The 22,885-nt window shown below is 67.8% G+C and carries 21 protein-coding genes; 15 read left to right on the top strand and 6 right to left on the bottom strand.

Going from position 1 to position 22,885, the window contains the following annotated elements; all coding sequences use genetic code 11:
• Nucleotides 1-39: 39 nt before the first annotated feature.
• The 9 genes from QLQ15_RS11480 to QLQ15_RS11440 all read left to right on the top strand — a co-directional run bounded on the left by QLQ15_RS11480 (nt 40) and on the right by QLQ15_RS11440 (nt 9,389).
• On the top strand, nt 40-822 hold the full coding sequence (locus tag QLQ15_RS11480) for an enoyl-CoA hydratase-related protein (protein ID WP_283212904.1): 783 nt from the start codon (nt 40-42) through the stop codon (nt 820-822).
• A gap of 10 nt (nt 823-832) precedes the next feature.
• Entirely contained in the window at nt 833-1,219 is a 387-nt protein-coding gene (locus QLQ15_RS11475) for a VOC family protein (RefSeq protein WP_283212903.1), read from the top strand.
• A gap of 4 nt (nt 1,220-1,223) precedes the next feature.
• Entirely contained in the window at nt 1,224-3,263 is a 2,040-nt protein-coding gene (locus QLQ15_RS11470) for an acetyl/propionyl/methylcrotonyl-CoA carboxylase subunit alpha (RefSeq protein ID WP_283212902.1), read from the top strand.
• Nucleotides 3,260-4,153 carry a hydroxymethylglutaryl-CoA lyase gene (locus QLQ15_RS11465; protein WP_283212901.1) on the top strand — a complete coding sequence of 298 codons (894 nt, stop codon included), beginning with the start codon at nt 3,260-3,262 and terminating at the stop codon, nt 4,151-4,153. The genes QLQ15_RS11470 and QLQ15_RS11465 overlap by 4 nt, the downstream gene beginning before the upstream one ends.
• On the top strand, nt 4,150-6,720 hold the full coding sequence (locus QLQ15_RS11460; RefSeq protein WP_283212900.1) for a sensor domain-containing protein: 2,571 nt from the start codon (nt 4,150-4,152) through the stop codon (nt 6,718-6,720). The genes QLQ15_RS11465 and QLQ15_RS11460 overlap by 4 nt, the downstream gene beginning before the upstream one ends.
• Before the next feature lie 92 nt (nt 6,721-6,812).
• On the top strand, nt 6,813-7,583 hold the full coding sequence (locus tag QLQ15_RS11455) for an SDR family NAD(P)-dependent oxidoreductase (protein WP_283212899.1): 771 nt from the start codon (nt 6,813-6,815) through the stop codon (nt 7,581-7,583).
• Nucleotides 7,584-7,646: 63 nt separating this feature from the next.
• The gene (gene efpL / locus QLQ15_RS11450) at nt 7,647-8,213 is read left to right on the top strand and encodes an elongation factor P-like protein EfpL (RefSeq protein ID WP_283212898.1); all 567 of its coding nucleotides are present in this window, start codon (nt 7,647-7,649) and stop codon (nt 8,211-8,213) included.
• Nucleotides 8,214-8,217: 4 nt separating this feature from the next.
• The gene (locus QLQ15_RS11445; RefSeq protein ID WP_283212897.1) at nt 8,218-8,928 is read left to right on the top strand and encodes a DUF6058 family natural product biosynthesis protein; all 711 of its coding nucleotides are present in this window, start codon (nt 8,218-8,220) and stop codon (nt 8,926-8,928) included.
• Complete coding sequence (locus tag QLQ15_RS11440) at nt 8,925-9,389, top strand: GNAT family N-acetyltransferase (RefSeq protein ID WP_283212896.1); 465 nt, start codon at nt 8,925-8,927, stop codon at nt 9,387-9,389. Before QLQ15_RS11445 ends, QLQ15_RS11440 begins: the two co-directional genes overlap by 4 nt.
• 1 nt (nt 9,390) lies before the next feature.
• Here QLQ15_RS11440 and QLQ15_RS11435 read toward each other — a convergent pair whose 3' ends face one another.
• The 3 genes from QLQ15_RS11435 to QLQ15_RS11425 all read right to left on the bottom strand — a co-directional run bounded on the left by QLQ15_RS11435 (nt 9,391) and on the right by QLQ15_RS11425 (nt 13,086).
• Nucleotides 9,391-11,187 carry a zinc-dependent peptidase gene (locus QLQ15_RS11435; RefSeq protein ID WP_432277857.1) on the bottom strand — a complete coding sequence of 599 codons (1,797 nt, stop codon included), beginning with the start codon at nt 11,185-11,187 and terminating at the stop codon, nt 9,391-9,393.
• 29 nt (nt 11,188-11,216) lie between these two features.
• Complete coding sequence (locus tag QLQ15_RS11430; protein WP_283212895.1) at nt 11,217-11,537, bottom strand: DUF2388 domain-containing protein; 321 nt, start codon at nt 11,535-11,537, stop codon at nt 11,217-11,219.
• A gap of 160 nt (nt 11,538-11,697) precedes the next feature.
• A complete protein-coding gene (locus QLQ15_RS11425) occupies nt 11,698-13,086 on the bottom strand; it encodes an FAD-binding oxidoreductase (RefSeq protein WP_283212894.1) in 1,389 nt (462 codons plus the stop codon).
• Between the two features lie 163 nt (nt 13,087-13,249).
• On the opposite strand from QLQ15_RS11425, the gene serA reads away from it, so the two are divergent.
• Nucleotides 13,250-14,488 (top strand): phosphoglycerate dehydrogenase, encoded by a 1,239-nt coding sequence (gene serA / locus QLQ15_RS11420; RefSeq protein ID WP_283212893.1) that lies wholly within the window; start codon nt 13,250-13,252, stop codon nt 14,486-14,488.
• 69 nt (nt 14,489-14,557) lie between these two features.
• On the opposite strand, the gene QLQ15_RS11415 is transcribed toward serA, so the two are convergent.
• Nucleotides 14,558-15,130, bottom strand: coding sequence for an NUDIX hydrolase (locus tag QLQ15_RS11415; protein WP_283212892.1), 573 nt, complete (start codon nt 15,128-15,130; stop codon nt 14,558-14,560).
• A 169-nt stretch (nt 15,131-15,299) separates the two neighbouring features.
• On the opposite strand from QLQ15_RS11415, the gene QLQ15_RS11410 reads away from it, so the two are divergent.
• The 5 genes from QLQ15_RS11410 (at nt 15,300) to mtnC (ending at nt 20,536) form a co-directional block, all read left to right on the top strand.
• Complete coding sequence (locus QLQ15_RS11410; protein WP_283212891.1) at nt 15,300-16,772, top strand: amino acid permease; 1,473 nt, start codon at nt 15,300-15,302, stop codon at nt 16,770-16,772.
• A gap of 103 nt (nt 16,773-16,875) precedes the next feature.
• A complete protein-coding gene (locus QLQ15_RS11405; RefSeq protein ID WP_283212890.1) occupies nt 16,876-18,297 on the top strand; it encodes an amino acid permease in 1,422 nt (473 codons plus the stop codon).
• A gap of 248 nt (nt 18,298-18,545) precedes the next feature.
• Nucleotides 18,546-19,187 (top strand): methylthioribulose 1-phosphate dehydratase, encoded by a 642-nt coding sequence (locus QLQ15_RS11400; protein WP_283212889.1) that lies wholly within the window; start codon nt 18,546-18,548, stop codon nt 19,185-19,187.
• On the top strand, nt 19,184-19,741 hold the full coding sequence (locus tag QLQ15_RS11395; protein ID WP_283212888.1) for a 1,2-dihydroxy-3-keto-5-methylthiopentene dioxygenase: 558 nt from the start codon (nt 19,184-19,186) through the stop codon (nt 19,739-19,741). The genes QLQ15_RS11400 and QLQ15_RS11395 overlap by 4 nt, the downstream gene beginning before the upstream one ends.
• Nucleotides 19,742-19,837: 96 nt before the next feature.
• Nucleotides 19,838-20,536, top strand: coding sequence for an acireductone synthase (gene mtnC / locus QLQ15_RS11390; RefSeq protein WP_283212887.1), 699 nt, complete (start codon nt 19,838-19,840; stop codon nt 20,534-20,536).
• 126 nt (nt 20,537-20,662) lie between these two features.
• Here the strand turns inward: mtnC and QLQ15_RS11385 are convergent, their stop codons facing one another.
• On the bottom strand, nt 20,663-21,247 hold the full coding sequence (locus tag QLQ15_RS11385) for a YdeI/OmpD-associated family protein (protein WP_283212886.1): 585 nt from the start codon (nt 21,245-21,247) through the stop codon (nt 20,663-20,665).
• Nucleotides 21,248-21,252: 5 nt separating this feature from the next.
• A complete protein-coding gene (locus tag QLQ15_RS11380) occupies nt 21,253-22,845 on the bottom strand; it encodes a calcineurin-like phosphoesterase family protein (protein WP_283212885.1) in 1,593 nt (530 codons plus the stop codon).
• Between the last annotated feature and the right edge of the window lie 40 nt (nt 22,846-22,885).

Genomic DNA, 22,885 nt, shown 5'->3' with positions numbered 1-22,885 from the left:
CGGCTATCATCCGCCAGAGTCCAACAACCGCTCCGGCCGATGACCAACCCGCTGTTGCACCTGCGCGAGGGGCCCGTTGCCCGCCTGCGCCTGAACCGTCCGGAGCTGCACAACGCGTTCGACGCCATGCTCATCGCCGCCCTGACCGGCGCGCTGGAAAGCGTGGCCGGCGACGACGGCGTGCGAGTCGTGGTCGTCGAGGGCGAAGGCGCCTCCTTCTCCGCCGGTGCCGACCTCAACTGGATGCGCGGCATGGCGGCCGCCGGCGAGGCCGAGAACCGCGCCGACGCCCTCGCCCTGGCCCGCCTGATGCGCACGCTGGACGAACTCCCCAAGCCCACCATCGCGCGGGTCCATGGCGCGGCCTTCGGTGGCGGCGTGGGCCTGGTGGCGTGCTGCGACATCGCCATCGCCGCGCCTGAGGCCAAGTTCGGGCTGACCGAAAGCCGGCTGGGCCTGCTGCCCGCCGTGATATCGCCCTACGTGGTGGAAGCGATCGGCCCGCGCGAGGCCCGCCGCTGGTTCGCCACGGCGGAAATGTTCGACGCCGCCACCGCGCTGCGCCTGGGCCTGCTGCACGAGGTGGTGCCGGCGGCCGATCTGGACACCGCGGTGCAGCGGCAGATCGACCTGCTCCTGAAAGCCGGTCCGCTGGCCTCCTCGCAGGCCAAGGCGCTGGTGCGCCGCGTGGCCGGCGAACACGACCGCGACCGCCTGGATGCGGACAACGCCGCGCTGATCGCCCGGCTGCGCGTCTCCGCCGAAGGCCAGGAAGGCCTGGGCGCCTTCCTCGACAAGCGCAAACCCCGCTGGAGCGAATGAGGACGCCGCCATGATCGACCACATCGGCCTGACCGTTTCGGACTACGCCCGCGCCCGCGCATTCTATGAACGCGTGCTGCCGCTGCTCGGCTACGGCGTGGTCATGCAGGTGACACGCGAGGAAAGCGGCGGGTACGAAGGTTGCGGTTTCGGTCCGCCCGGCAAGCCGGCGTTCTGGATCGGTACCGGCGACGCGCATGGCGGTGGTACGCATGTCGCGTTCCAGGCCGCGACGCGCGCGGCAGTGGACGCCTTCCACGCGACCGCACTGCAGGCCGGTGCGCGCGACAACGGCGCGCCGGGGCTGCGCGCGCACTACCATCCGAATTACTACGGCGCGTTCGTGATCGACCTCGACGGCAACAACGTCGAGGCGGTGTGCCACCTTCCCGAGTGACCGCATGTTCGACAAGATCCTGATTGCCAACCGCGGCGAGATCGCCTGCCGCGTGATCCGCACCTGCCGTCGCCTGGGCATCCGCACGGTGGCGGTGTATTCGCAGGCCGATGCCGACGCCCAGCACGTGCGCCTGGCCGACGAAGCCTGGCCCATCGGCGGCCCACGTCCGCAGGAAAGCTACCTGCGCGGCGAAGCCATCCTGGATGTCGCGCGGCGCAGCGGTGCGCAGGCGATCCACCCCGGCTACGGCTTCCTCAGCGAGAACGCCGACTTCGCCGACGCAGTCGAAGCCGCGGGCCTGGTCTTCATCGGCCCGAAGGCGGCGTCGATGCGCAAGATGGGCAGCAAGGCCGGCGCCAAGGATCTGATGCACGCCGCCGGCGTGCCGGTCGTGCCGGGATACACCGGCGAGAACCAGTCGCCCGAACGCCTGCAGCGCGAGGCCGACGCCATCGGCTATCCGTTGATGATCAAGGCCGCGCACGGCGGCGGTGGCAAGGGCATGCGCATCGTGCGCGGCAGCGGCGAGTTCGCCGCGAACCTGCAGAGCTGCCAGCGCGAGGCCGCCAATGCCTTCGGCCGCGACCGCGTCCTGCTGGAACGTTACGTCGAGAAGCCGCGCCACATCGAGATCCAGGTGTTCGGCGACAGCCACGGCCACGCGATCCACCTCAACGAACGCGAGTGCTCCGCGCAGCGCCGTTACCAGAAGGTGCTGGAGGAATCGCCCTCGCCCTTCCTCACGCCCGCGTTGCGCCAGGCCATGGGCGATGCAGCGGTGCTGGCCGCGCGTGCGATCGACTACGTCAACGCCGGCACCGTGGAGTTCATCGTCGGTGCGGACGGCGGTTTCTACTTCATGGAGATCAACACGCGCCTGCAGGTCGAGCATCCGGTGACCGAGATGGTGACCGGCCTGGACCTGGTCGAATGGCAGCTGCGCGTGGCCGCGGGAGAACCGCTGCCGCTGGCACAGGACGCCATCGCGCAGCGCGGCCACGCCATCGAAGTGCGCCTGTACGCCGAAGACCCGGAAGCGGGCTTCCTGCCCGGCTCCGGCCGGCTCGAGCGCCTGCGCCTGCCGCAGACCGACGACCACCCTTCGACAAGCTCAGGACAAGCTGTGCGCATCGATTCGGGCGTGATCGAGGGCGACACGGTCACGATCTTCTACGACCCGATGATCGCCAAGCTCATCGTGCACGACATCGACCGCCCGACCGCGCTCGCCCGCCTGCGTGCGGCGCTGGCCGCGTGCGACATCGCCGGCCCGAAGTCGAACATCGAATTCCTGGAGCGCCTTGCGCGTCACCCGGCGGTGGTCGAAGGCCGCATCGACACCGGCTACCTGGACCGTCACCTGGACGAATTCATGCCGGCTGCCGACGAGGACGATGCCGACCTCCTGTTGGCGGCCGCCACGGCCCAGATGCTCGCGCAGGAACGTGACAGCGCATCGCGCGCGGCCGCATCGAAGGACCCGACCTCGCCCTGGGCCATCGCCGATGGCTGGCGACTGGGCCACGGAGGCCACCGCGACCTCGCCTTCCTGCACGGCGAACACCGCCACGCCCTGCACGCCCGTGGCGCCGCCGGCGAGTACCGCATCGAACTGCGGGGCCACATCCATGCGATCGAAGGCGCCCGTGCAGACGGCGATGGCGGCCTGTCCCTGCGCATCGACGGGCGTGGACGCCGTTTTACGTTATGCATGGATACGCTGGACGGAAATCGCCAGCGGATGGTGATCCATGACGGAGACCGTCGCCTGCGATTGCTGGGGGTCCCGATGTATCGTCACGAGCAGGGAGGCTCGGCCAACGCCGGCCACCAGGTGCTCGCGCCGATGCCGGGCCGCGTGGTGCTGGTGAAGGCAGCGCCCGGCGATGCGGTCGAGGCTGGCCAGGAGCTGATGGTGATCGAAGCGATGAAGATGGAACTCAGCCTCAAGGCCCCGCGCGCCGGCACGGTTGCCGAAGTGCGTGCGGCCAGCGGCGATTTCGTCGAGGCCGATGCCGTGCTGGTGGCGCTGGCGCCATGAAGCCTTCGGTGCGCATCGTCGAGGTTGGTCCGCGCGACGGCCTGCAGAACGAAAAGGCCATGATCGCGACGGCCGACAAGATCGCGCTGATCGATCGACTATCGGCGACCGGCCTGCGCAGCATCGAGGCCACCAGCTTCGTCAGCCCGAAATGGGTGCCGCAGCTGGCCGACGCGTCCGAGGTCTACACCGGCATCCACAAGCAGCCCGGCGTGCGCTACCCGGTGCTGGTGCCGAACGAACAGGGATACGAACGCGCCCGCGCCGTCGGCGTGGAGGAGATCGCGGTGTTCACCGCCGCGTCCGAAGCGTTCAACCGCAGGAACATCAACGCGGGCATCGACGAATCGCTGCAGCGCTTCGCGCCGGTGATGGAGCGCGCCCGCGCGGACGGCGTCGCGGTGCGCGGCTACGTGTCCACCGTGCTCGGCTGCCCCTACCAGGGCGAAGTGCCGCTGGCCGACGTGGTGCGCGTGGCGCGTGCACTGCACGAAATGGGCTGCTATGAGGTATCGCTGGGCGACACCATCGGCGTCGGTACGCCGGGCAAGGCGCGCGCGATGCTGCTGGCGGTGAGCGGACAGGTGCCGATCACCGCACTGGCCGTGCACTTCCACGACACCTACGGCCAGGCGTTGGCCAACGTGTTGGCGTGCCTGGAAGAAGGCGTCGCAGTGGTCGATGCCTCGGTGTCGGGCACCGGCGGCTGTCCGTATGCGAAGGGCGCCAGCGGCAACGTCGCCACCGAGGACGTGGTCTACATGCTGCAGGGCCTGGGCATCGAGACCGGCATCGACCTTGCGAAACTGGCCGACACCGGCCGCTGGCTCGCCTCGCTGCTGGGGCATGAGACCGGCAGCAAGGTCGGCAAGGCACTGGCGGCCGGATGACGCGCAAACCGCCAGCGCCACCGCCGAACACGCCCCCGGAAGGAGGCGCGGCGGCCACGCTGGCGGCACTGGAGCACGCGCTGTCGCGCGCGGACCTGCCCGCCGATACCCGCGTGCTGCTGCAACAGGCGCGCGATTCGCTGGCCACCACGATGGCCGAATGCGATGCCGAACGGCAACGCTATCGCACCCTTTTCGATGCCGTGCCCGATCCGGTCAGCATCATCGCGTGGGACGGCACCGTGCTCGACCTCAACCGCGCCGGCATGGAGGCCTACCAGCGCACGCGCGAGGAAATCGTCGGCCAGCCGATCGAAACGCTGAACCCCGACCTGCCCACCGACCACATGGTGCCCGTCTGGGAAACGCTCAACCGCGGCGGCACCTACGTGGTCGAAGTCACCAACATGCGCGGCGACGGCACGCGCTTCCCGGTGGAGGTGCACACCGCCGGCCTGAATTACGAGGGCCACAAGGCGATGGTGGCCGTGGCGCGCGACCTGAGCAGCCGCCACACCGCGGAACTGCGCTACCGCGAGCTGATGGAGGCGGTGGACCGCGGCATCATCGTGCAGGACGAGGAGCAACAGATCGTCTACGCCAACGTCGCGGCGATGAAGATCTTCGGCATCGGCCAGGACGAATCCATCAATGACGCATTGCGCCCCGACCATTGGATGGTCGTGGACGAACGCGGCCACGCGCTGCCGCCGGAGCGTTATCCCTCGTATCGAGCGATGCAGACCGGGCGCATCATCGAGAGCACCGAGGTCGGCCTGTACCACCGTGCGCGCGAGCAGCTGATGTGGTTGTCGTGCACCTCGGTGCCGCAGTTCCCGGCGGGCGGCGACAAGCCGCACCAGGTGCTGACGCTGTTCTCGGACGTCACCACGCTCAAGCGCGACAGCACGTTGTTCGACCGCGCCCAGGCCATGGCGCACATCGGCGGATGGGAATGGAACGTCGGGCCGGACCGCCTTTACCTGACCCACGAAGCGCAGCGCATCCTGGGCCACCGCCCTGCACCTGCGAACATCGAGGGCATGCTGCAGTGCCTGCGGGCGGGCGACCGCGACCGCCTGCGCGCCGCGCTGGGGCAAAGCATCTCCTTCGGTCGCAACCTCGACCTGGAAGTCCAGGGCCACCGCGCCGACGGCCGCTCGTTCTGGGTGCGCGTGATCGGCGAGGCCGAGGCCGGCGATCCGCTCAACTCGCGCCTCACCGGCACGCTGCAGGACATCACCGAACGCAAGCACGACGAAGAAACCCTGCGTGTGCAGGCACGCAGCGATCCGCTCACCGGCCTGCTCAACCGCGACGCCGTGCTGGCCGAACTGGAAAGCCGGCTGGATGATCCGCTGCGCTCGCAGCTGGCCGTGCTGTACGTGGACCTGGACCGCTTCAAGGTGGTCAACGACGTGCTGGGCCACGCGGCAGGCGACCGCCTGCTCGCCTCCGCGGCGCGCCGCATCCAGCGCGCCATCGGCAGCGAAGGCTTGATCGCGCGTTTCGGCGGCGACGAATTCCTGGTGATCTGCGACACCGGCAGCGACCCTTCCCGTCCGGAACGTCTGGCCGATGCCATCCTGGAGATCTTCGGCGACAGCTTCCGGCTGGACGGCGAGGAATTCAGCATCACCGCCAGCATCGGCATCGCGCAGGCCCCGTTGGACGGCGTGCGCTCGCAGCAGCTGATCCAGAGCGCGGACGTCGCGATGTACGACAGCAAGCGTCGCGGCCGCAACGGCTGGCAGGGCTTCACGCCGGAACTGGCGGAACAGCAACTGCATCGGCTGCAACTCGAAACGCACCTGCGTCGCGCGGTCAACAACGACGAGTTCCATCTGGTCTACCAGCCCCAGGTGGACATGCGCAACGGCGATGTAATGGCCGTCGAGGCGCTCATCCGCTGGCGCAATCATTCGCTGGGCGAGATCCGCCCCGACAAGTTCATCGACCACGCCGAGACCACCGGCGACATCGTCGGCATCGGCGACTGGGTCCTGCACGAAGCCTGCCGGCAGATGCGCGAATGGCAGGAAGGCGGCCTGAAAGTGCCGCGCATCGCGGTGAACGTCTCGTACCGGCAGTTCCTCGGCGAGGACCTGGCCAGCACCGTCGCCGCCGTGCTGGCCGAATACGGTTTGCCGGGCCATGCGCTGGAGCTGGAGTTCACCGAGCGCGTCCTGATCGAGGACGCACCCGACACGCTGCGCACCTTCGCTGCGCTGCGCGAGATGGGCGTCATGCTCACCATCGACGATTTCGGCGAAGGCTACAGCGCGCTCAACTACCTGCGACGCCTGCCCATTCACGGTCTCAAGCTGAGCCAGCTGTTCGTGCAGGGCGTGCCAGACAACCAGTCGGACGTGGCGGTATGCCAGGCCGTCACCGGCATCGCCAAGAGCCTGGGGCTGGAGCTGGTTGCCGAGGGGGTGGAAGCCGAGCACCACCGCAGCTTCCTGCTGCAGCTGGGGATCCACGTCGGCCAGGGCTTCCTGTTCGCCCCAGGCCTGACGCCGGCCGAACTGCGCAATGCATACCGCACGGCGTCCATGGGGGCCTGAACGCGGGCTCGATCCGGCGGGGCGCCAACGAAGGACGCCCCCACCCCGTCCTCCGGTAAAATCCCGCATTTCCGCGACCTGGACCTGAGCCCATGCAACTTCAATCCGTCCGCGCCATCGTCACCGGCGGCGTCTCCGGCCTCGGCTTCGCCGTCGCCCAGCACCTGGTCGCAAACGGCGGCAAGGTCGCCCTGTTCGACGTCAACGACGAGAAGGGCGCTGCGGCCGTCGCCGAACTGGGCGAAGCCAATGCCCGTTACTTCAAGACCGACGTGACCAGCGAATCGGGCGTGGTCGACAACGTCGCGGCCGCACGCGACTTCCTCGGCGGCCTCAACGTGGTGATGAACTGCGCCGGCATCCTTGGCGCGGGCCGCGTGCTGGGCAAGGAAGGCGCGATGCCGCTGTCGCAGTTTCAGTCCACGGTGATGGTGAACCTGGTCGGCAGCTTCAACGTCGCCAAGGCCGCGGCCGCACTGATGCAGCACAACGATGCGGGCGTGGACGGCGAGCGCGGCGTGATCGTCAACACCGCGTCCGTGGCCGCCTATGAAGGCCAGATCGGCCAGGCTGCGTATTCCGCGTCCAAGGGTGGCGTGGTCGCCATGACGCTGCCGATGGCGCGCGAACTGGCACGCTTCGGCATCCGCGTGATGACGATCGCCCCGGGCGTGTTCTGGACGCCGATGGTGGACGGCATGCCCGACTCGGTGCAGCAGTCGCTCGCCGCGTCGATCCCGTTCCCCTCGCGCCTGGGCCAGCCGAAGGAGTTCGCCGACCTGGTCGCCTACATCCTTGGCAACACGTATCTCAACGGCGAAACCATCCGCCTCGACGGCGCGACGCGTCTGGCGCCGAAGTAAGGTTGAACGCGGTTCCGTTCTCCGCCTCGAATCTCCCATCCCGAATCGCGAATCACTGCACCCATGAAAGCCTACGACGTAAAGAAAGGTAACGTTGTCGAACACAACAACGCGGTCTACCAGATCCGCGACATCGAACGCAGCTCGCCGCAGGGCCGCGGCGGCAACGTCAAGTTCCGTTTCACCATGTACAGCGTTCCCGGCGGCACCAAGCTCGACGTGAGCATGGGCGCGGAGGACGAGCTGAAGGAAGTCGAGCTCAGCCGACGCCAGGCCACGTTCTCGTACAAGGACGGCGACGCGTTCGTGTTCCTCGACGACGAGGACTACACCCCCTACATGCTCGATGCCGATGTCGTCGGCGACCTGGCCGGCTACATCGTCGCCGACCTCACCGGCTGCTACGTGCAGATCATCGACGACGCGCCGGTCGCGCTGCAGCTGCCGCAGAGCGTGGCGATCGAAGTGATCGAGACGCCGCCGGAACTCAAGGGCGGCACCGCCACCAAGCGCCCGAAGCCGGCCAAGCTTTCCACCGGCATCGAGATCATGGTCCCCGAGTACATCGGCAACGGCGAACGCGTGCTGGTGAACACCACCACCGGTGAGTTCGCCGGGCGCGCGGACTGACGCAGTGGTTGAACGCTACCTGCGCGAGCGTTTCCTCGATGCGCCGGCCTTCGCGGCGCGTTGCGGGATCGACGAGCCGACGCTGTCGCGACTGATCGCGTCGGGCCTCGCGCCGGGAGCGTCGTACGAGGTGGACGATGCGGGCACGATGCGCTCGCTCGTCTTCGGTGCCGTGCCCTCACCCGGCGCACCCATGGGGCAATGGTTCAATCCGTCCATGGCACCCTGGGTGGCGCGTGGCCATGATTCGCTCGCAGCGCACGATGGCGATGTCGCCGTTGCGGCGGCCTCCCTGCAGGCGCGCTTCCGTGAAGGCTACCGCGTCGCGCTGCAAGCCGTGCACGCGGAAGAAGGCTCCATTCCTGGCTTCGCCGACGCGCAGGGCCGCTTCGACGACGCGGCGTTCGACACGCAGTTCCCCTCGCTGTGGCAGCACCTGCTGGCCGGCACGTACGGCCTGTGCGTGGCGCATCCGCTCGATGAGGCCCACATCGCCGCGAAGGAAACCGTGCAGGCGCGCCTGACGCAGCTCACCGACAACGGCAGCCGACGCGACTTCAGCGACGCCGAGAGGACCGCGGTGCGTGGATTGATCGCGCGCTACCAGGCGGTGTCGATGCCGTTCTCTCCGGCCGAGTACCACCGCAGCAGCCGCAAGCGCCTGGTCGACGACCTGCTGCCGCACGTGACCACCCCGGACACGCGTTCGCAATGAGCGACCTGCACGTCCGGGCATTCGCCGCTGCCGACCTGCCGGCGCTGCTGCCGGTCATCCGCGTATTCCACGCGGACGAGGGCATCGCCTGGGACGAAGCACGCGTGCGCTCCGGACTGGAATCCCTGCTGTCGCATCCCTCGCACGGCCGGCTGATGTTGCTCGAACGCGAGGACGAACTCGCGGGGTACTTCGCCGTCGGCTTCTGCTTCAGCCTGGAATTCGGCGGGCGTTTCGGCCTGCTCGACGAACTGTACGTGCTGCCCGCGCATCGTGGTGGCGGCATCGGCAAGCGGGCGCTGGACGAAGTCGAAGCACTCTGTGTCGCCGAAGGGCTGAAGTGCGTGCGCCTGGAAGTCACCGACGGCAACGACCTTGCGCGCGAGATCTACCGCCGCCGCGGTTACGCGATGCATCCACGGCGGCTGATGACGAAATGGCTGGGGCAACCACCCGCCTGACTCAGGGCAACCGCAACCCGCCCTGCTCCGCATGCAGCATGCGCACGCGCCGGCCGATGAGGTCCGCGTTGGCCGCGATGCCATCCATCCATTCGCGCTGTTCCGGCGTCATCCAGCTGCGTGCCGCGCGATCCAGCTGCGCCCGGGTTTCGCGCAGGCGGTCGCGCAGAGCCAGGCCGTCCCGGGCCAGCGCTTCGCGTTCCGCCGCTTGCGGCAGGCCGTAACCGCCGCTGTCGATCAGCCGGGCCGGACGACCGAGCGCTTCGCTCTCCTGCAACAGACGACGCACCGCATCGTCCGGACCACCGCGCGCATCGTCGCGCAGGTAACGCTTCTTCAGTTGCTCGCGAACGCGCAGCTCGCCACGACGCAGCGCCGCCTGTTCCAGCACCAGCAGTGCCGCGCTGGCTCGCAGGTCCGCACGCTCCAGCCACGGGCGCCGCGCCTGCGGCGACAGCCCGATCCAGTCCTCCACGTCGCGATGCGGCAGCTCCAACTGCTCGCGGGCAACTTCATACATCTGCTGGAACCAGGTTCGTTGCGATGCGAACCGGTAGCCCAGGCGCAGCGCCTGCGCGTCGTCGTCCAGCACCGAGGCGTCGGCGACACCGGCCTTCTCCAACCGGCGCAGAAGACCCGTCGGCGTGATGCTGCCGATGCCCTGCCCGGCCAGCCGCGGTACGCCGTCATGCAGCAGCTTCCATGTCTCCGCAGCGCAGTTGTTGCCCAAAAAGTAGTAGCGGCCGTCGTAGCTCCAGTGCAGTTGCGCTGCACGCTCCAGCACCGAAGCGACCTCGTCGCGGTCCAGCTTCAACGGGATCGATCGCAGTCCGCGCAGCTCCACCTTGGTGTATTCGTCGATCACCTGCGCCATCGGCAGCACGAACAGGCGCGAGGGATAGCGACCGGTCAGGCCGCTCCAGCTGGAAATCTGCACGTCGTCGACGAAGGCGCGGAACGACAGCACGCGGTGGTACGCCAGATCGAACCGACAGTCCGGCCCCGGTTCGCGACCGGGTGCGCACACCACCAGTCGCAGCATGCTGTGGCCCCACCGGCTCATCGGCTGTGCGTTGCCTTCGGCGAGGAGGTAGTCGATGGCGTACACGCGCGCCGGATCGATCGTGCCCAGCGCGCCACCCTCGCCTTCGCCGGCATCGAGGTAGGGCATGTCGCGTGCGCAGTCCACGCCCCCCTGCCCCGGTGGCGCGCCCAGACGCTGCGAGAAATAGCGGTGCAGCGCGGGTCGTCGGCACGCGTAGTCGGCGTCCAGCAGGAAATGCTCGACGTTGACGGCAAAGAACTCGGTGGGACGGGTCAGCTCGTACGGATCGGGGGAACGGTCGACGAAGCGGTTCTCGCGTGCACGACCGGCGAGCTGCGTCGTGAAGCGGGTGGCGCGGACCTGCCAGCCGGCAAGGTCGAGGAAGCGCGGATCGCGCGAGATGCCACCGTGCGCGCCGCGGTCGTGGTAGTGCGCGAGTTCGTGCAGCACGGTCGCCAACGCGTCATGACGCGCCTGCGCATCGCTGGCGCCGAGCAGCGACGGCAACAGCGCACGATTGAGCAGGAGTTCGTCGCGGCCTGCGCGCCCATGTACCTGCTCGTCCAATGCATGGGTCCAGCGCACGGGAATCGTGCGGCCGGGCGCATCGCGCATGGCGGCAGGCAGTCGCGCCTGCGCGTCGGCCAGCAGTTGCCGGCTGACCGCGATCTCATCCGGCGTGAGGCCGGCCTCGTCCAGCTGAAGCGAGGGCGCAGCGTGCGCCGATGCGCACGCCACGACCAGCCATGCCATCGCGCCGCGACGAATGCGGCGGTGCACGGTTACAGCGCCAGGATGGCCTTGGCCAGCTCGAGGTCGCTGGCGACGCGTGCCTTTGCGTCGTGCTCGCGCAGATGGCGCAGCGCGGACTCGAGCTGTGCACCGCGGATGGTGCCGTCGCTGGCGACGAAGCTGGCGGCATCCTCGCGCGCGGCCAGTACCACCCTGTCATCGTTGCCGGAACTCGAATCCGAGCTGGCGTTGCTCGATGCCGAGCTGCCACCGGCCGACGAGCCTGCGGAGGTACCGGCGAAACTGGATGCCAGCGCGAGCGGTGCGGCGGCGGTCAGGGCGACGAGCAGCAGGAAGGCGGAACGCTTCATCAGGAATACCCGTTTGTCGTGGAATGCGGCCCGGGGGCCGTCCGCGAAGACTACCCGCTCGTCGCGACGAAGTACGTGCACGACGGCGCGCCACGCGCCGGCCGTTCACGATCCGGAAGGAGCCGGCGCGAACGGCCCGGCCCTCGCCGGACGTTACTCCTCAGGCGTCGAACACCTTGCCCGGGTTCATCAGCCCCCTGGGGTCCAGCGAATGCTTGATGCCGCGCATCAGCGCGATTTCCTCCGCGCTGCGCGTACCCAGCAGGTACGGCTTCTTGACCAGGCCGATGCCGTGCTCGGCCGAGATGCTGCCACCGTGCCTCTCGAGCGCCTGCGCCAGCAGCTTGGTGACGTGCTCGCACTGGCGCACGAAGTCGGCATCGGCCGTGTCGTCGGGCTTGAGCACGTTGATATGCAGGTTGCCGTCGCCGATGTGCCCGAACCAGACCACGTCGAAATGCGGGTACTCCTGCCCCAGCAGCGCCTGCGTCTGCGTGAGGAAGGCCGGCATCTCGGAAATGCGCACCGACACATCGTTCTTGTACGGCTTGTACTTGGCCAGGCTCTCGGTGATGCCTTCGCGCAACCGCCACAGCTGCGCAGCCTGCGCGTCGCTCTGGCTGATCACGCCGTCGCTGACCAGGCCCTGCTCCATGCAGTACTCGAAAGCGGCCATCGCCGCCGCCTCGCGTGCTTCGTCGCCCACCGCGAACTCGGTGACCACGTAGTACGGATGCACCTCGTCGAAGGGCTTCTGCGCGCCATGGGCGAGCACGTGGTGCAACGCGCGATCGGTGAAGAACTCGAACGCCTCCAGCGTGAGCCGCTCGCGGAACGCGGCGAACACCTGCATCAGCGTCTCGAACGAAGGCAGCGCGAGCAGCATGACGTTGGTCGGCGGCGGCGGGTCGGTCAGGCGCAGTGTCGCCTCCACCACGATGCCCAACGTGCCTTCCGAGCCGATCATCAGCTGGCGCAGGTCGTAGCCGCTGGAATTCTTGATCAACCCGCGGTTGAGGTGCAGCACCTCGCCGGCGCCGGTGACCACGGTCAGGCCCGCGACCCACTCGCGCGTGTTGCCGTAACGGATCACACGGATACCGCCGGCGTTGGTGGCGATGTTGCCGCCAATGGAGCACGAACCGCGTGCGGCGAAATCGACCGGGTACACCAGGCCATGCTCGCGCGCCGCGTTGTGCACCGCCTCCAACGGGATGCCGGCCTGCACGGCTAGCGTGCGATCGACGCGATTGAAGTCCAGCACGCGGTTCATGCGCTCCAGGCTCAGCACCAGCTCGCCGTTGGCGGCGACGGCCCCGCCGGAAAGTCCTGTACGCCCACCCGAGGGCACCACGGCCACGCCTTCGGCGTTGGCCCAGCGCACGATGCCCTGGACCTCATCCACCGAAGACGGAAGGGCGATGGCCAGCGGTGCCGGCGTCCAGCGTCGCGTCCAATCGCGGCCGTAATGCTCCAGGTCGGCGACATCGGTGGTCAGACGCAGGCCCGGAATGGCGGCCTGCAGGCGTTCGAGGCGGGAGTCGGTCATCGGAACCCAGCAATGGTTGCGGCCTTTGGCGTGACCAGTCCCCGGTGTCGCGCGAGCGTTCCAGGACCGGACTCCCGGCATCCTATCCAAGCCGCTGGTGCAATGCAGCAAACACCCCGCATTTCTGACATAGTCGAAAGCCCACACCCGACCCGCGACCGTCGTGAGCCTGCCGACCTCCTTCCCCAAGTCCGATATCCGCGTTCTGCTGCTGGAAGGCGTCGCGCCGACCGCGGTGGAAAGTTTCCGCAACGCCGGTTACTCGAACATCCAGGTCTACGACAAATCGCCGCCGCCCGAGCTGTTGCACCAGGAGATCGCGCAGGCGCACATCGTCGGCATCCGTTCGCGCACGCACCTCACCGCCGAGGTCCTGTCGCACGGACGCCGCCTGATGGCGGTCGGTGCGTTCTGCATCGGCACCAACCAGATCGACCTGGACACGGCCGAACTGGCTGGCATCCCGGTGTTCAACGCGCCCTACTCCAACACGCGCAGCGTCGCCGAGCTGGTGGTGGCCGAGGCGATCATGCTGATGCGCGGCATCCCGCAGAAGAACGCGCAATGCCATCGCGGCGGCTGGTCGAAGTCGGCGGCCGGCAGCCACGAGGTACGCGGCAAGACGCTGGGCATCGTCGGTTACGGCCACATCGGCACCCAGGTGGGCGTGATCGCCGAAGCGCTGGGCATGCAGGTCATCTTCCACGATATCGAGACCAAGCTGTCGCTGGGCAATGCGCGCATGGCGATGGGTCTGGACGACCTGCTGGAGCGCAGCGACATCGTCACTTTGCACGTACCGGAAACGCCCGCCACTCAGGGCATGTTCGGCCAGGCGCAGATCGCGAAGATGAAGACGGGCGCGCACCTGATCAACGCCTCGCGCGGCACGGTGGTGGACATCGACGCGCTGGCCGAAGCGCTGCGCTCGGGCAAGGTCGGTGGCGCCGCGGTGGACGTGTTCCCGGCGGAACCGCAGGGCAACGCGGACCCGTTCGTCTCGCCGCTGGTGGGCCTGGACAACGTGATCCTGACGCCGCACATCGGCGGCAGCACGCTGGAAGCGCAGGACAACATCGGACTGGAAGTGGCGGCCAAGCTGATCCGCTACAGCGACAACGGCTCGACCCTGTCGGCGGTGAACTTCCCGGAAGTGACGCTGCCCGAACACACCGGCAGCACGCGCCTGCTGCACATCCACCGCAACGTGCCTGGCGTGCTGTCGCAGGTGAACGACGTGTTCTCGCGCCTGGGCGTCAACATCGACGGCCAGTTCCTGCGCACGCACCCGAAGGTAGGCTATGTGGTGATCGACGTGACCGCGACGCAGGAGCAGGCGGCGCAGGTGCGTGAGGAGCTCGGTCGCATTCCGGGAACACTGCGGACGCGCGTGCTGTACTAGGCCGGTTTTCCACCTCTCCCCGCATGGGAGAGGTCGACGCGCGCAGCGCGTCGGAGAGGGGTACGCGCGTCAGCGCGAAGCGCTGCCCCTGCGCTGCATCCACTTGGTCGCCATGCGCAGCATCGACTCATCGCTCTCCGCGTCCGACAGGATCGCGTCGATCGACCGCCATGCCAGGTCGTGCGATTCCTCGCTGACCACATAGTCCTCGTTCTCGCCGGCATGCACCACGTAGCGGGCGTCGTAGTGCCAATGACCCGGCACGTCCTTGCGCTCGGGGATCCAGTGCCGGTCCAGGTCGAACAGCTCCGGTTCCACGCGCAAGCCCGTCAGGCCCGACTCCTCTTCCGCCTCGCGCAGCGCGACGTTCGACAGATCGCGGTCACCGTCGGCATGTCCGCCAAGCTGAAGCCAGCGCTCCAGCTTGCGGTGGTGCGTGAGCAGCACGCGCGTGCCGCTGCGGTCCACCAGCCAGCTGGATGCGGTGAAGTGACCGGCCAGACGCTCCCGCACGAACGGGGCCTGCCCATCGTCGAGCAGCTCCAGGAACAGCGCCGGATCGGACTCGGACGGCCAGCGCCGGGCATAGTCGAGCAGTTCCCCGCGGATGCGCGCGAGGGCCTGGTCAGCGGTTTCGGTCATGGGCAAGGCCGGCGGCGATGTGTCAGGGGCCGCGATTATGCGTGTCGGGGCCGTGACTTTCCCCGTCTTGCCGCTGCTTTCCCGCGTGGGTTATGGTGGCCCGCCCCCACGGCCTGCGCACACTTGCCGCCTGAACGGGCGGCCGATCACACATCCCCAGGGGAAATCGATGTTCAAAAACCTATTCCTCACCAAGCCGGTGGAGCCCGCCGGGCACGTCGACGCCGGTGAGCCGGTCGAAGGCAGCCTCCAGGGCGAGGCGACCCTCAAGCGATCGCTGACCGCCACGCAGCTGGTGATGCTGGGTATCGGTGCCGTCATCGGCGCCGGCATCTTCGTCCTCTCCGGTCACGCCGCCGCCGAACACGCAGGCCCGGCCATCGTGCTGAGCTTCGTCATCGCCGGTTTCGCCTGCGCCCTCGCCGGCCTGTGCTACGCCGAGTTCGCAGCCATGCTGCCGGTGTCGGGCAGCGCCTACTCCTATTCCTATGCCACGCTCGGCGAGTTCGTCGCCTGGTTCATCGGCTGGAACCTGGTGCTCGAGTACATGTTCGCCGCGTCCACGGTCGCGGTGGGCTGGTCGGGCTATCTCAACAGCCTGCTGGGCACCTTCGGCATGGCGCTGCCCGCGTCGCTCGCGGCGGCGCCGCTGAACGTGGTCGACGGCAGCATCGTCTACACCGGCGGCCTCATCAACTTGCCGGCCGTGGCGATCATCGCTGCCATCAGCGGTCTGTGCTACGTGGGCATCACGCAGTCGGCTTTCGTCAACTCGATCATCGTCGCCATCAAGGTGATCGTGATCGTGCTGTTCGTCGCCTTCGCCACCAAGTACATCAACCCGGACAACTGGGTGCCCTTCATCCCGGAAAACCAGGGACCGGGCCGCTACGGCATCGACGGCATCATCCGCGGCGCCTCGGTGGTGTTCTTCGCGTACATCGGCTTCGACGCCGTCTCCACCGCGGCCGGTGAAGCCAAGAACCCGCAACGCGACATGCCCATCGGCATCCTCGGCTCGCTGGTCATCTGCACCATCATCTACATCATCGTCGCCCTGGTGCTGACGGGCCTGCTGCCGTACCCGCAGCTGAGCACGCCCAAGCCGGTCGCCACCGCGCTGGAAGCCTACCCGTCGCTGGCGTGGCTGAAGCACATCGTCGAGATCGGCGCCATCGCCGGCCTGAGCTCGGTGATCCTGGTGATGCTGATGGGCCAGCCGCGCATCTTCTATTCGATGTCGCAGGACGGCCTGCTGCCGAAGATGTTCGCCAAGGTGCATCCGAAGTTCCAGACGCCGTACGTCGGCACGATCATCGTCGGCATCTTCGCCGCGCTGCTGGCCGGCTTCCTGCCGATCGGCCTGCTCGGCGAGCTGGTGTCGATGGGTACGCTGCTGGCGTTCGCCACGGTCTCCATCGGCGTGCTGGTGCTGCGCAAGAGCCGCCCGGACCTGGCGCGTCCGTTCCGCGTGCCGGCCGCCTCGATCATCTGCCCGCTCGGCGCCGCGGCCTGCCTTTACCTGTTCTGGAAGCCGTTCTCGGAGCATTGGCCGCTGATGACCGGCTGGACCGTTATCGGCCTGCTGATCTACTTCTTCTATGGCTACCACCACAGCAAGGTACGCAAGGCAGCGCGCTGATCGCTGATACGAAGTCCAGGGCCGGCGGCATCCCCGCCGGCCTTGTTTCATCCGAAGCACGCACCACTCATGCCGGCCTGCGCCGGCGCCGGGAAACAGATCGATGCGACAACTCTGGGCGACCAAACACCCGCATGCCAGCCACGCCGATGCCGAAGGCCTGAGCCTGCACCGCACCCTCGGCCCCTGGGGCCTGACCGCGCTGGGCATCGGCGCGGTGATCGGCGGCGGCATTTTCGTCATCACCGGCCAGGCCGCGGCGAACCATGCCGGCCCCGCCATCATGCTTTCGTTCGTGCTCGCGGCGATCTGCTGCACCTTCTGCGCACTGGCCTATGCCGAGTTCGCCGCGATGGTGCCGGTCTCCGGCAGCGCCTACACCTACACCTACGCAACGCTGGGCGAGCTGTCCGCCTGGTTCATCGGCTGGATGCTGGTACTGGAGTACGGCGTCTCCGCCTCGGCGGTCGCAGTGAGCTGGACCGGGTATTTCCTCAGCCTGCTGCAACATTTCAACATCACATTGCCAACCGAGCTGGTGAGCGCTCCACTGGACGCCCAGCTGCGGCCCACCGGCGCCATCGCCAACCTGCCCGCCGCGGCGATCGTGCTGCTGCTGACTTGGCTGTGCTACGTCGGCATCCGCAAGTCGTCCGCCATGAACATGGCGATGGTCGTGCTCAAGACGGGCCTGATCCTGCTGGTGATCTTCGTCGGCTGGAAGTACGTGAACCCGGAGTACTGGACGCCCTTCATCCCCGAGAACCAGGGGCCGGGCAAGTACGGCTTCGAGGGCGTGCTGCGCGGCGCGGCGCTGGTGTTCTTCGCCTACATCGGCTTCGAGGCGGTCTCGGTGGCGGCGCAGGAATCGCACAAGCCGCAGCGCGACCTGCCCATCGGCATGCTCGCCTCGCTGGCCATCTGCACCGTGCTGTACATCGCCATGGCCGCGGTGATGACCGGACTGGTGCCGTACTCGCAGCTGGGCACGGCCGAACCGGTGGTGACCGCCGTGGCCGCGCATCCGGAGCTGGGCTGGCTGCGCATTGTGGTGGAGATCGGCGCGCTGATCGGCCTGTCGTCGGTGGTCCTGGTGATGATCATCGGCCAGCCGCGCATCTTCATGATCATGGCGCGCGACGGCCTGCTGCCGCCGTTGTTCACGAAGATCCACCCCGAGTACCGCACACCGCACATCAACACCGTCATCACCGGCATCGGCATCGCCGTGCTGGCGGCGCTGTTCCCGCTGGACGTGCTGGGCGAGCTCACCTCGATGGGCACCCTGATCGCCTTCGCCGCGGTCTGTGCCGGCGTCCTGATCCTGCGCCGCACCCAGCCCGACCTGCCGCGCCCGTTCCGCATCCCGTTCGCGTGGGGCGTCTGCATCGCGGGCATCCTCAGCTGCCTGGCGCTGCTGTCGACGATGACCGCGCACAACTGGCTCCTGATGGTGGTCTGGACCGCCGCCGGCTTCCTGATCTACTTCCTGTACGGCTACAGGCACAGCCGGATGCGGCGCTGACGGTGTACGCCTTCAGTCCCTCACAAAGGCGCCCTCGTGGCGCCTTTGTCGTTCCGGGTCGTCTGCATCGCCGCAAGCAGAGGGCATGCGATGCGCTTCATGACAAAACTCCCGGGTCGGACGATTTAACGCGCTCTTAAGATCGATCGCATCGCGGGCCGACAATGGCCGCCACGGGATCCTGTTCCGGCCTAGGGCAACCGCGAGCCTCACCCTGCCCATCGCCCCAAGTTCGATAAACTTGCCCCATGAACGCCGCCCCCCTCCCCTATGACCCCCAGCGCCTGGCGCACTGCGCCGGCGAGATCATCGTGAACGTGCGCGAGCTGTCCGAGCTCGGCTGGACGCCCGCGACCAGCAGCAATTTCTCGCGCCGGATGGACGCGGCCCACATCGCCATCACCGTGTCCGGTCGCGACAAGGGCAAGCTGACCGAGGCCGACATCATGGTCGTCGACCTCGACGGCCAGCCGGTGGCCACCGCGCAGAAATCCTCCGCCGAGACGCTGCTGCACACGCAGCTGTACAAGCGCTTCCCGGACATCGGCTGCGTCCTGCACACGCACTCTCGCGTCCAGACCGTCGCCTCGCGCCTGTATGCCGGCCCCGGGCACGTTCATCTGGAAGGCTACGAACTCTTGAAAGCCTTCACCGGCAACACCACTCACGAGATCAGCGTCGAGCTTCCGGTGCTGCCCAACAGCCAGGACATGCACACGCTGGCCGCGCAGGTCGATTGCCTGCTCGACCGCCAGCAGATGTGGGGTTACCTGATCGATGGCCACGGCCTCTACGCCTGGGGCCGCGACATGCCCGAGGCGAGGCGCCACCTGGAAGCATTCGAATTCCTGCTCGGCTGCGAGCTTGACCTGAGGAGACTGCAGCGATGAGCCGTCTGCGCATTTTTTCCGAGAACGACACCACCACGCCGCGCGTGGCCACCACGGACTACGCCGAGATCGCACGCGAACTGCAGCCGATCGGCGTGACCTTCGAACGCTGGGCGGCGAACGCGCCGGTGCAGCCGGGCGACTCGCCCGAGAAGATCATGGACGCCTACCGCGCGGACATCGACCGCCTGGTCCGCGAACGCGGCTTCAAGACCGTCGACGTCGTGAGCATCGCGCCGAACAACCCGCAGCGCGAGGCCATGCGCGCCAAGTTCCTGGACGAGCATTTCCACAAGGAAGACGAGGTGCGCTTCTTCGTCGCCGGCTCGGGCCTGTTCACGCTGCACGTGAACGACGAGGTCTACGAGGTGAAGTGCGAACAGGGCGACCTGATCGCCGTGCCCGACGGCGCCAGGCACTGGTTCGACATGGGCCCGGAGCCCAGCTTCATCGCCATCCGCTTCTTCACCGAGCCGGACGGCTGGGTCGGCCATTTCACCGGCACCGACATCGCCCAGCGCTTCCCGCGCTACGAGAAGGGCCAGGCGGGCTGAGTCCCGCCGCGAAACGCCATTCCCGCGAACGCGGGGATCCAGCGACTTCCATCCACTCCGACGCGCGCCATCGCGCGTCTCGCTGACGCCGCATCCATGACCATCCGCGCCATCCTCACCGACATCGAGGGCACCACCAGCAGCATTTCCTTCGTCAAGGACGTGCTGTTCCCGTACGCGCGCCGCGCCCTGCCCCGCTTCGTCGCCGCACGCGGCAAGGAACCGGGCGTGCGCAAGTGGCTCGATGTGGTGGCCACCGAGAACGGCGGCATGTGCCAGGACGCGATGATCGTGGAGGTGCTGCAGGGCTGGATCGACGAGGACCGCAAGCACACGGCGCTGAAAGCGCTGCAGGGCATGATCTGGGCGGACGGCTACAAGAGCGCCGACTTCACCGCGCACATCTACCCTGACGCCGCGCAATCGCTGCGCGACTGGCATGCCGCCGGCCTGCCGTTGTACGTGTATTCCTCCGGCAGCGTGCCGGCGCAGCGCCTGTTCTTCGGCCACAGCGACGCGGGCGACCTGACGTCGTTGTTCTCGGGCTGGTACGACACCGAGATGGGCGGCAAGCGCGAAGCGCAGAGCTACCGCAACATCGTCGACGCCATCGGGCTTCCGGCGGGCGACATCCTGTTCCTGTCCGACGTGGTCGAGGAACTCGACGCGGCGCGCGAAGCGGGCCTGCAGACCGCGCTGATCGACCGTCTCGACGACTATCCGACGCCGCGCACGGGCGAGGCGACGCATGGGCACGTGCGGGTGGAGACGTTTGCGAGCGTCATGGTCCGCTGACGCTTTGCGAGCGTCACGGTCCGCTGACGCCCTCCCGGCAAAGCCCCCTCTTCCGCCTCTTCGGGGCACCTTCTCCCGCAAGGGGAGAAGGGAATCGGCTCCGTTGCCGCGCATCGGCGCCGGGCGTCACGCGTGGATCTTCTCCCCGCGCTCCAGCATCCCGATGAACTTCTCGACCCGCGCCGCTTTCGTCTCGGGCTTCTTCGCGGTGTGCACGCGCCAGCAGAAGGCGTAACGGTTGGTGCCATCCAACGCGTCGAATGCCTTGCGCGCCTTCGCGTTCTTCTTCAGCGCCGCGACCAGTTCCGGTGGACATTCCATGCCGCTGGCTGCGTGGTACGCCGCATCCCAACGCCCATCCGCCTTCGCCGCATCCACCTCGCGCTGTCCGCCCTCGCGCATGCGCCCAGCCGCCACCAGCTTCTCCACGCGCGCGACGTTGAGCTTCGACCACAGGCTTCGCGACTTGCGCGGTGTGAAGCGCTGCAGGAAATACCGTTCGTCGCAGGCGCGCTTGAGGCCGTCGATCCAGCCGTGGCACAGGGCCACGTCCAGCGCTTCGGAGTACGTCACCGACGTGACACCCGAGTCCTTCTTGGCGATTTTCAGCCACATGCCCGGCGCGTCGCCGTGCGTGGCCAGCCATTTCTCCCACGCGGCTTCCGTACTGAACACGCGGATCGGCAGATCGGTCGGAAGCCCGGTGGTCATGGCATCTACTCCTGTGCGTCGTCCAGGCGGTAATGCGTCTGCGCGTGCTGTTCGCCCTGCCAGCGGTCGAACGCGCGCACCTCGATGCGGTGCTCGCCCAACGTGAGGTCTGTCGGCAGCGTACCGCGCCACAGGTGCGTCGAGGGGTCAGCCTCGGGCGACCGATCGAAACCGCGCAGCGTCGTCGCCAGCTCGTCGGCCACGTTCTCCGCCACCAGTCGCGGATCCGGCTGCTCGACGCGCTTCATCGCTTTCCACTCGCCCTGGTCGATACGGTACTCGACGCGGCTCTCGGCATCGCCCATGTAGACGTTGGCGAACACTCCGAACGCCGGCCACGCGCCGCGGCGCAGCACCCTGGGCGCATGCAGGCCAATCGCGTCGTCCTTCGCACCGCGCGCCACCTGGTAACGCAGCGAGTAGGACCCATCGCGCTGGAACGTCAGCCATGCGTATCCGTTCGGGGTACCGTCGCTCATGGTCGTATCGGGAATGCCCTGTGCATCCTTCACACCGGACCAGAACGCGCCGCAGGTCGCGCCGGCGTTGTACTCGTGCAAGGGCCTGGCGCCATGCCAACCGGTCGAGGCATCGTGCCAATAGTGACGCTGGTTGTGCGTGTGCGCACTGAGCAGCAACACCTGACTGTGATCCTTCAGCAATGCGAACAGGCGCTCGCGGTCGGCGCGACGGAAGGTTTCCACCCCGGGCACTGGTTCGAAGAAGGGAATGTGCACCGAGATCACCACGCGCCGCTCCTTCGGCAGCGTTGCCAGGTACGCCTGCAGGAATGCGAACTGGTCCTCGCGGATGCCACCGACATAGGTCGGCTTCTTCCCCGGCATGTACACCACGTCGTCCATCACGATGAAACTGGCCTGCGGTTCTTCCCACGCGTAGGTATCGGGGCCGAACACGTTGCGGAAGCCCAGCAGCGCGTCCTCGTCGCGCATGGCGTCGAAGTCGAGGTCGTGGTTGCCCGTCACGTGCAGCCACGGCACGCCGAGCTTCGCGGTCACGCGGTTCATGTCGGCATAGAGGCTGAGGTCGTCGTGGACGATGTCGCCCAGGCTCAGTCCCAGCTGCGCACCGTGCGTGCCGACCAGCGGCTGCACGATGTCGTGCTCGTAGTAGCCCACGTCGATGCGGCTCTTCGGCTGCGGATCACCGAAAACCAGCATCGTCAGGTCGCCCTTCGCGGCGCGTTGCGGCTGCAGCGCGAAGTCGTACGCATCGCCTGGCGCGGTGGCGGCGATGCCACCGAAGCGCAGCTTCGGCGAGCCTTCCGGGAACAGGTGGTGCCAGAAGTAAGGCAGGCCGTTGTCGCCCTTCGCGGTCGCGAACTCCGGCGGCTTGATCACGAACAGCGTGCTGCCGTCACGCTTGGGCAGCAGGTAGTGGCCTTGCGAATCGGTGACCACCAGCTCGCGACCGTTCGAGACCTTCACGCCTTCGAGGCCGCGTTCGCGCGGATCGCGCTGGCCATTGCCATTATCGTCGCGGAACACGGTGCCAACGATGGAGGACTTCACCTGCGCAGGCGCCTGCGCGGCGACGGTCATCAGGGCGAACAGGAGGACGGAACGGGCATGGGCCATGGCACGGGATCGAGGCACGGGATCGCGCGATTATCCGGCG

Origin of the sequence: Lysobacter stagni (genome assembly GCF_030053425.1) — a bacterium.
Lineage (GTDB): Bacteria > Pseudomonadota > Gammaproteobacteria > Xanthomonadales > Xanthomonadaceae > Lysobacter_J > Lysobacter_J stagni.
The sequence above is the reverse complement of the archived record's forward strand: the minus strand, read 5'-3'. Positions and strand labels throughout refer to the sequence as shown.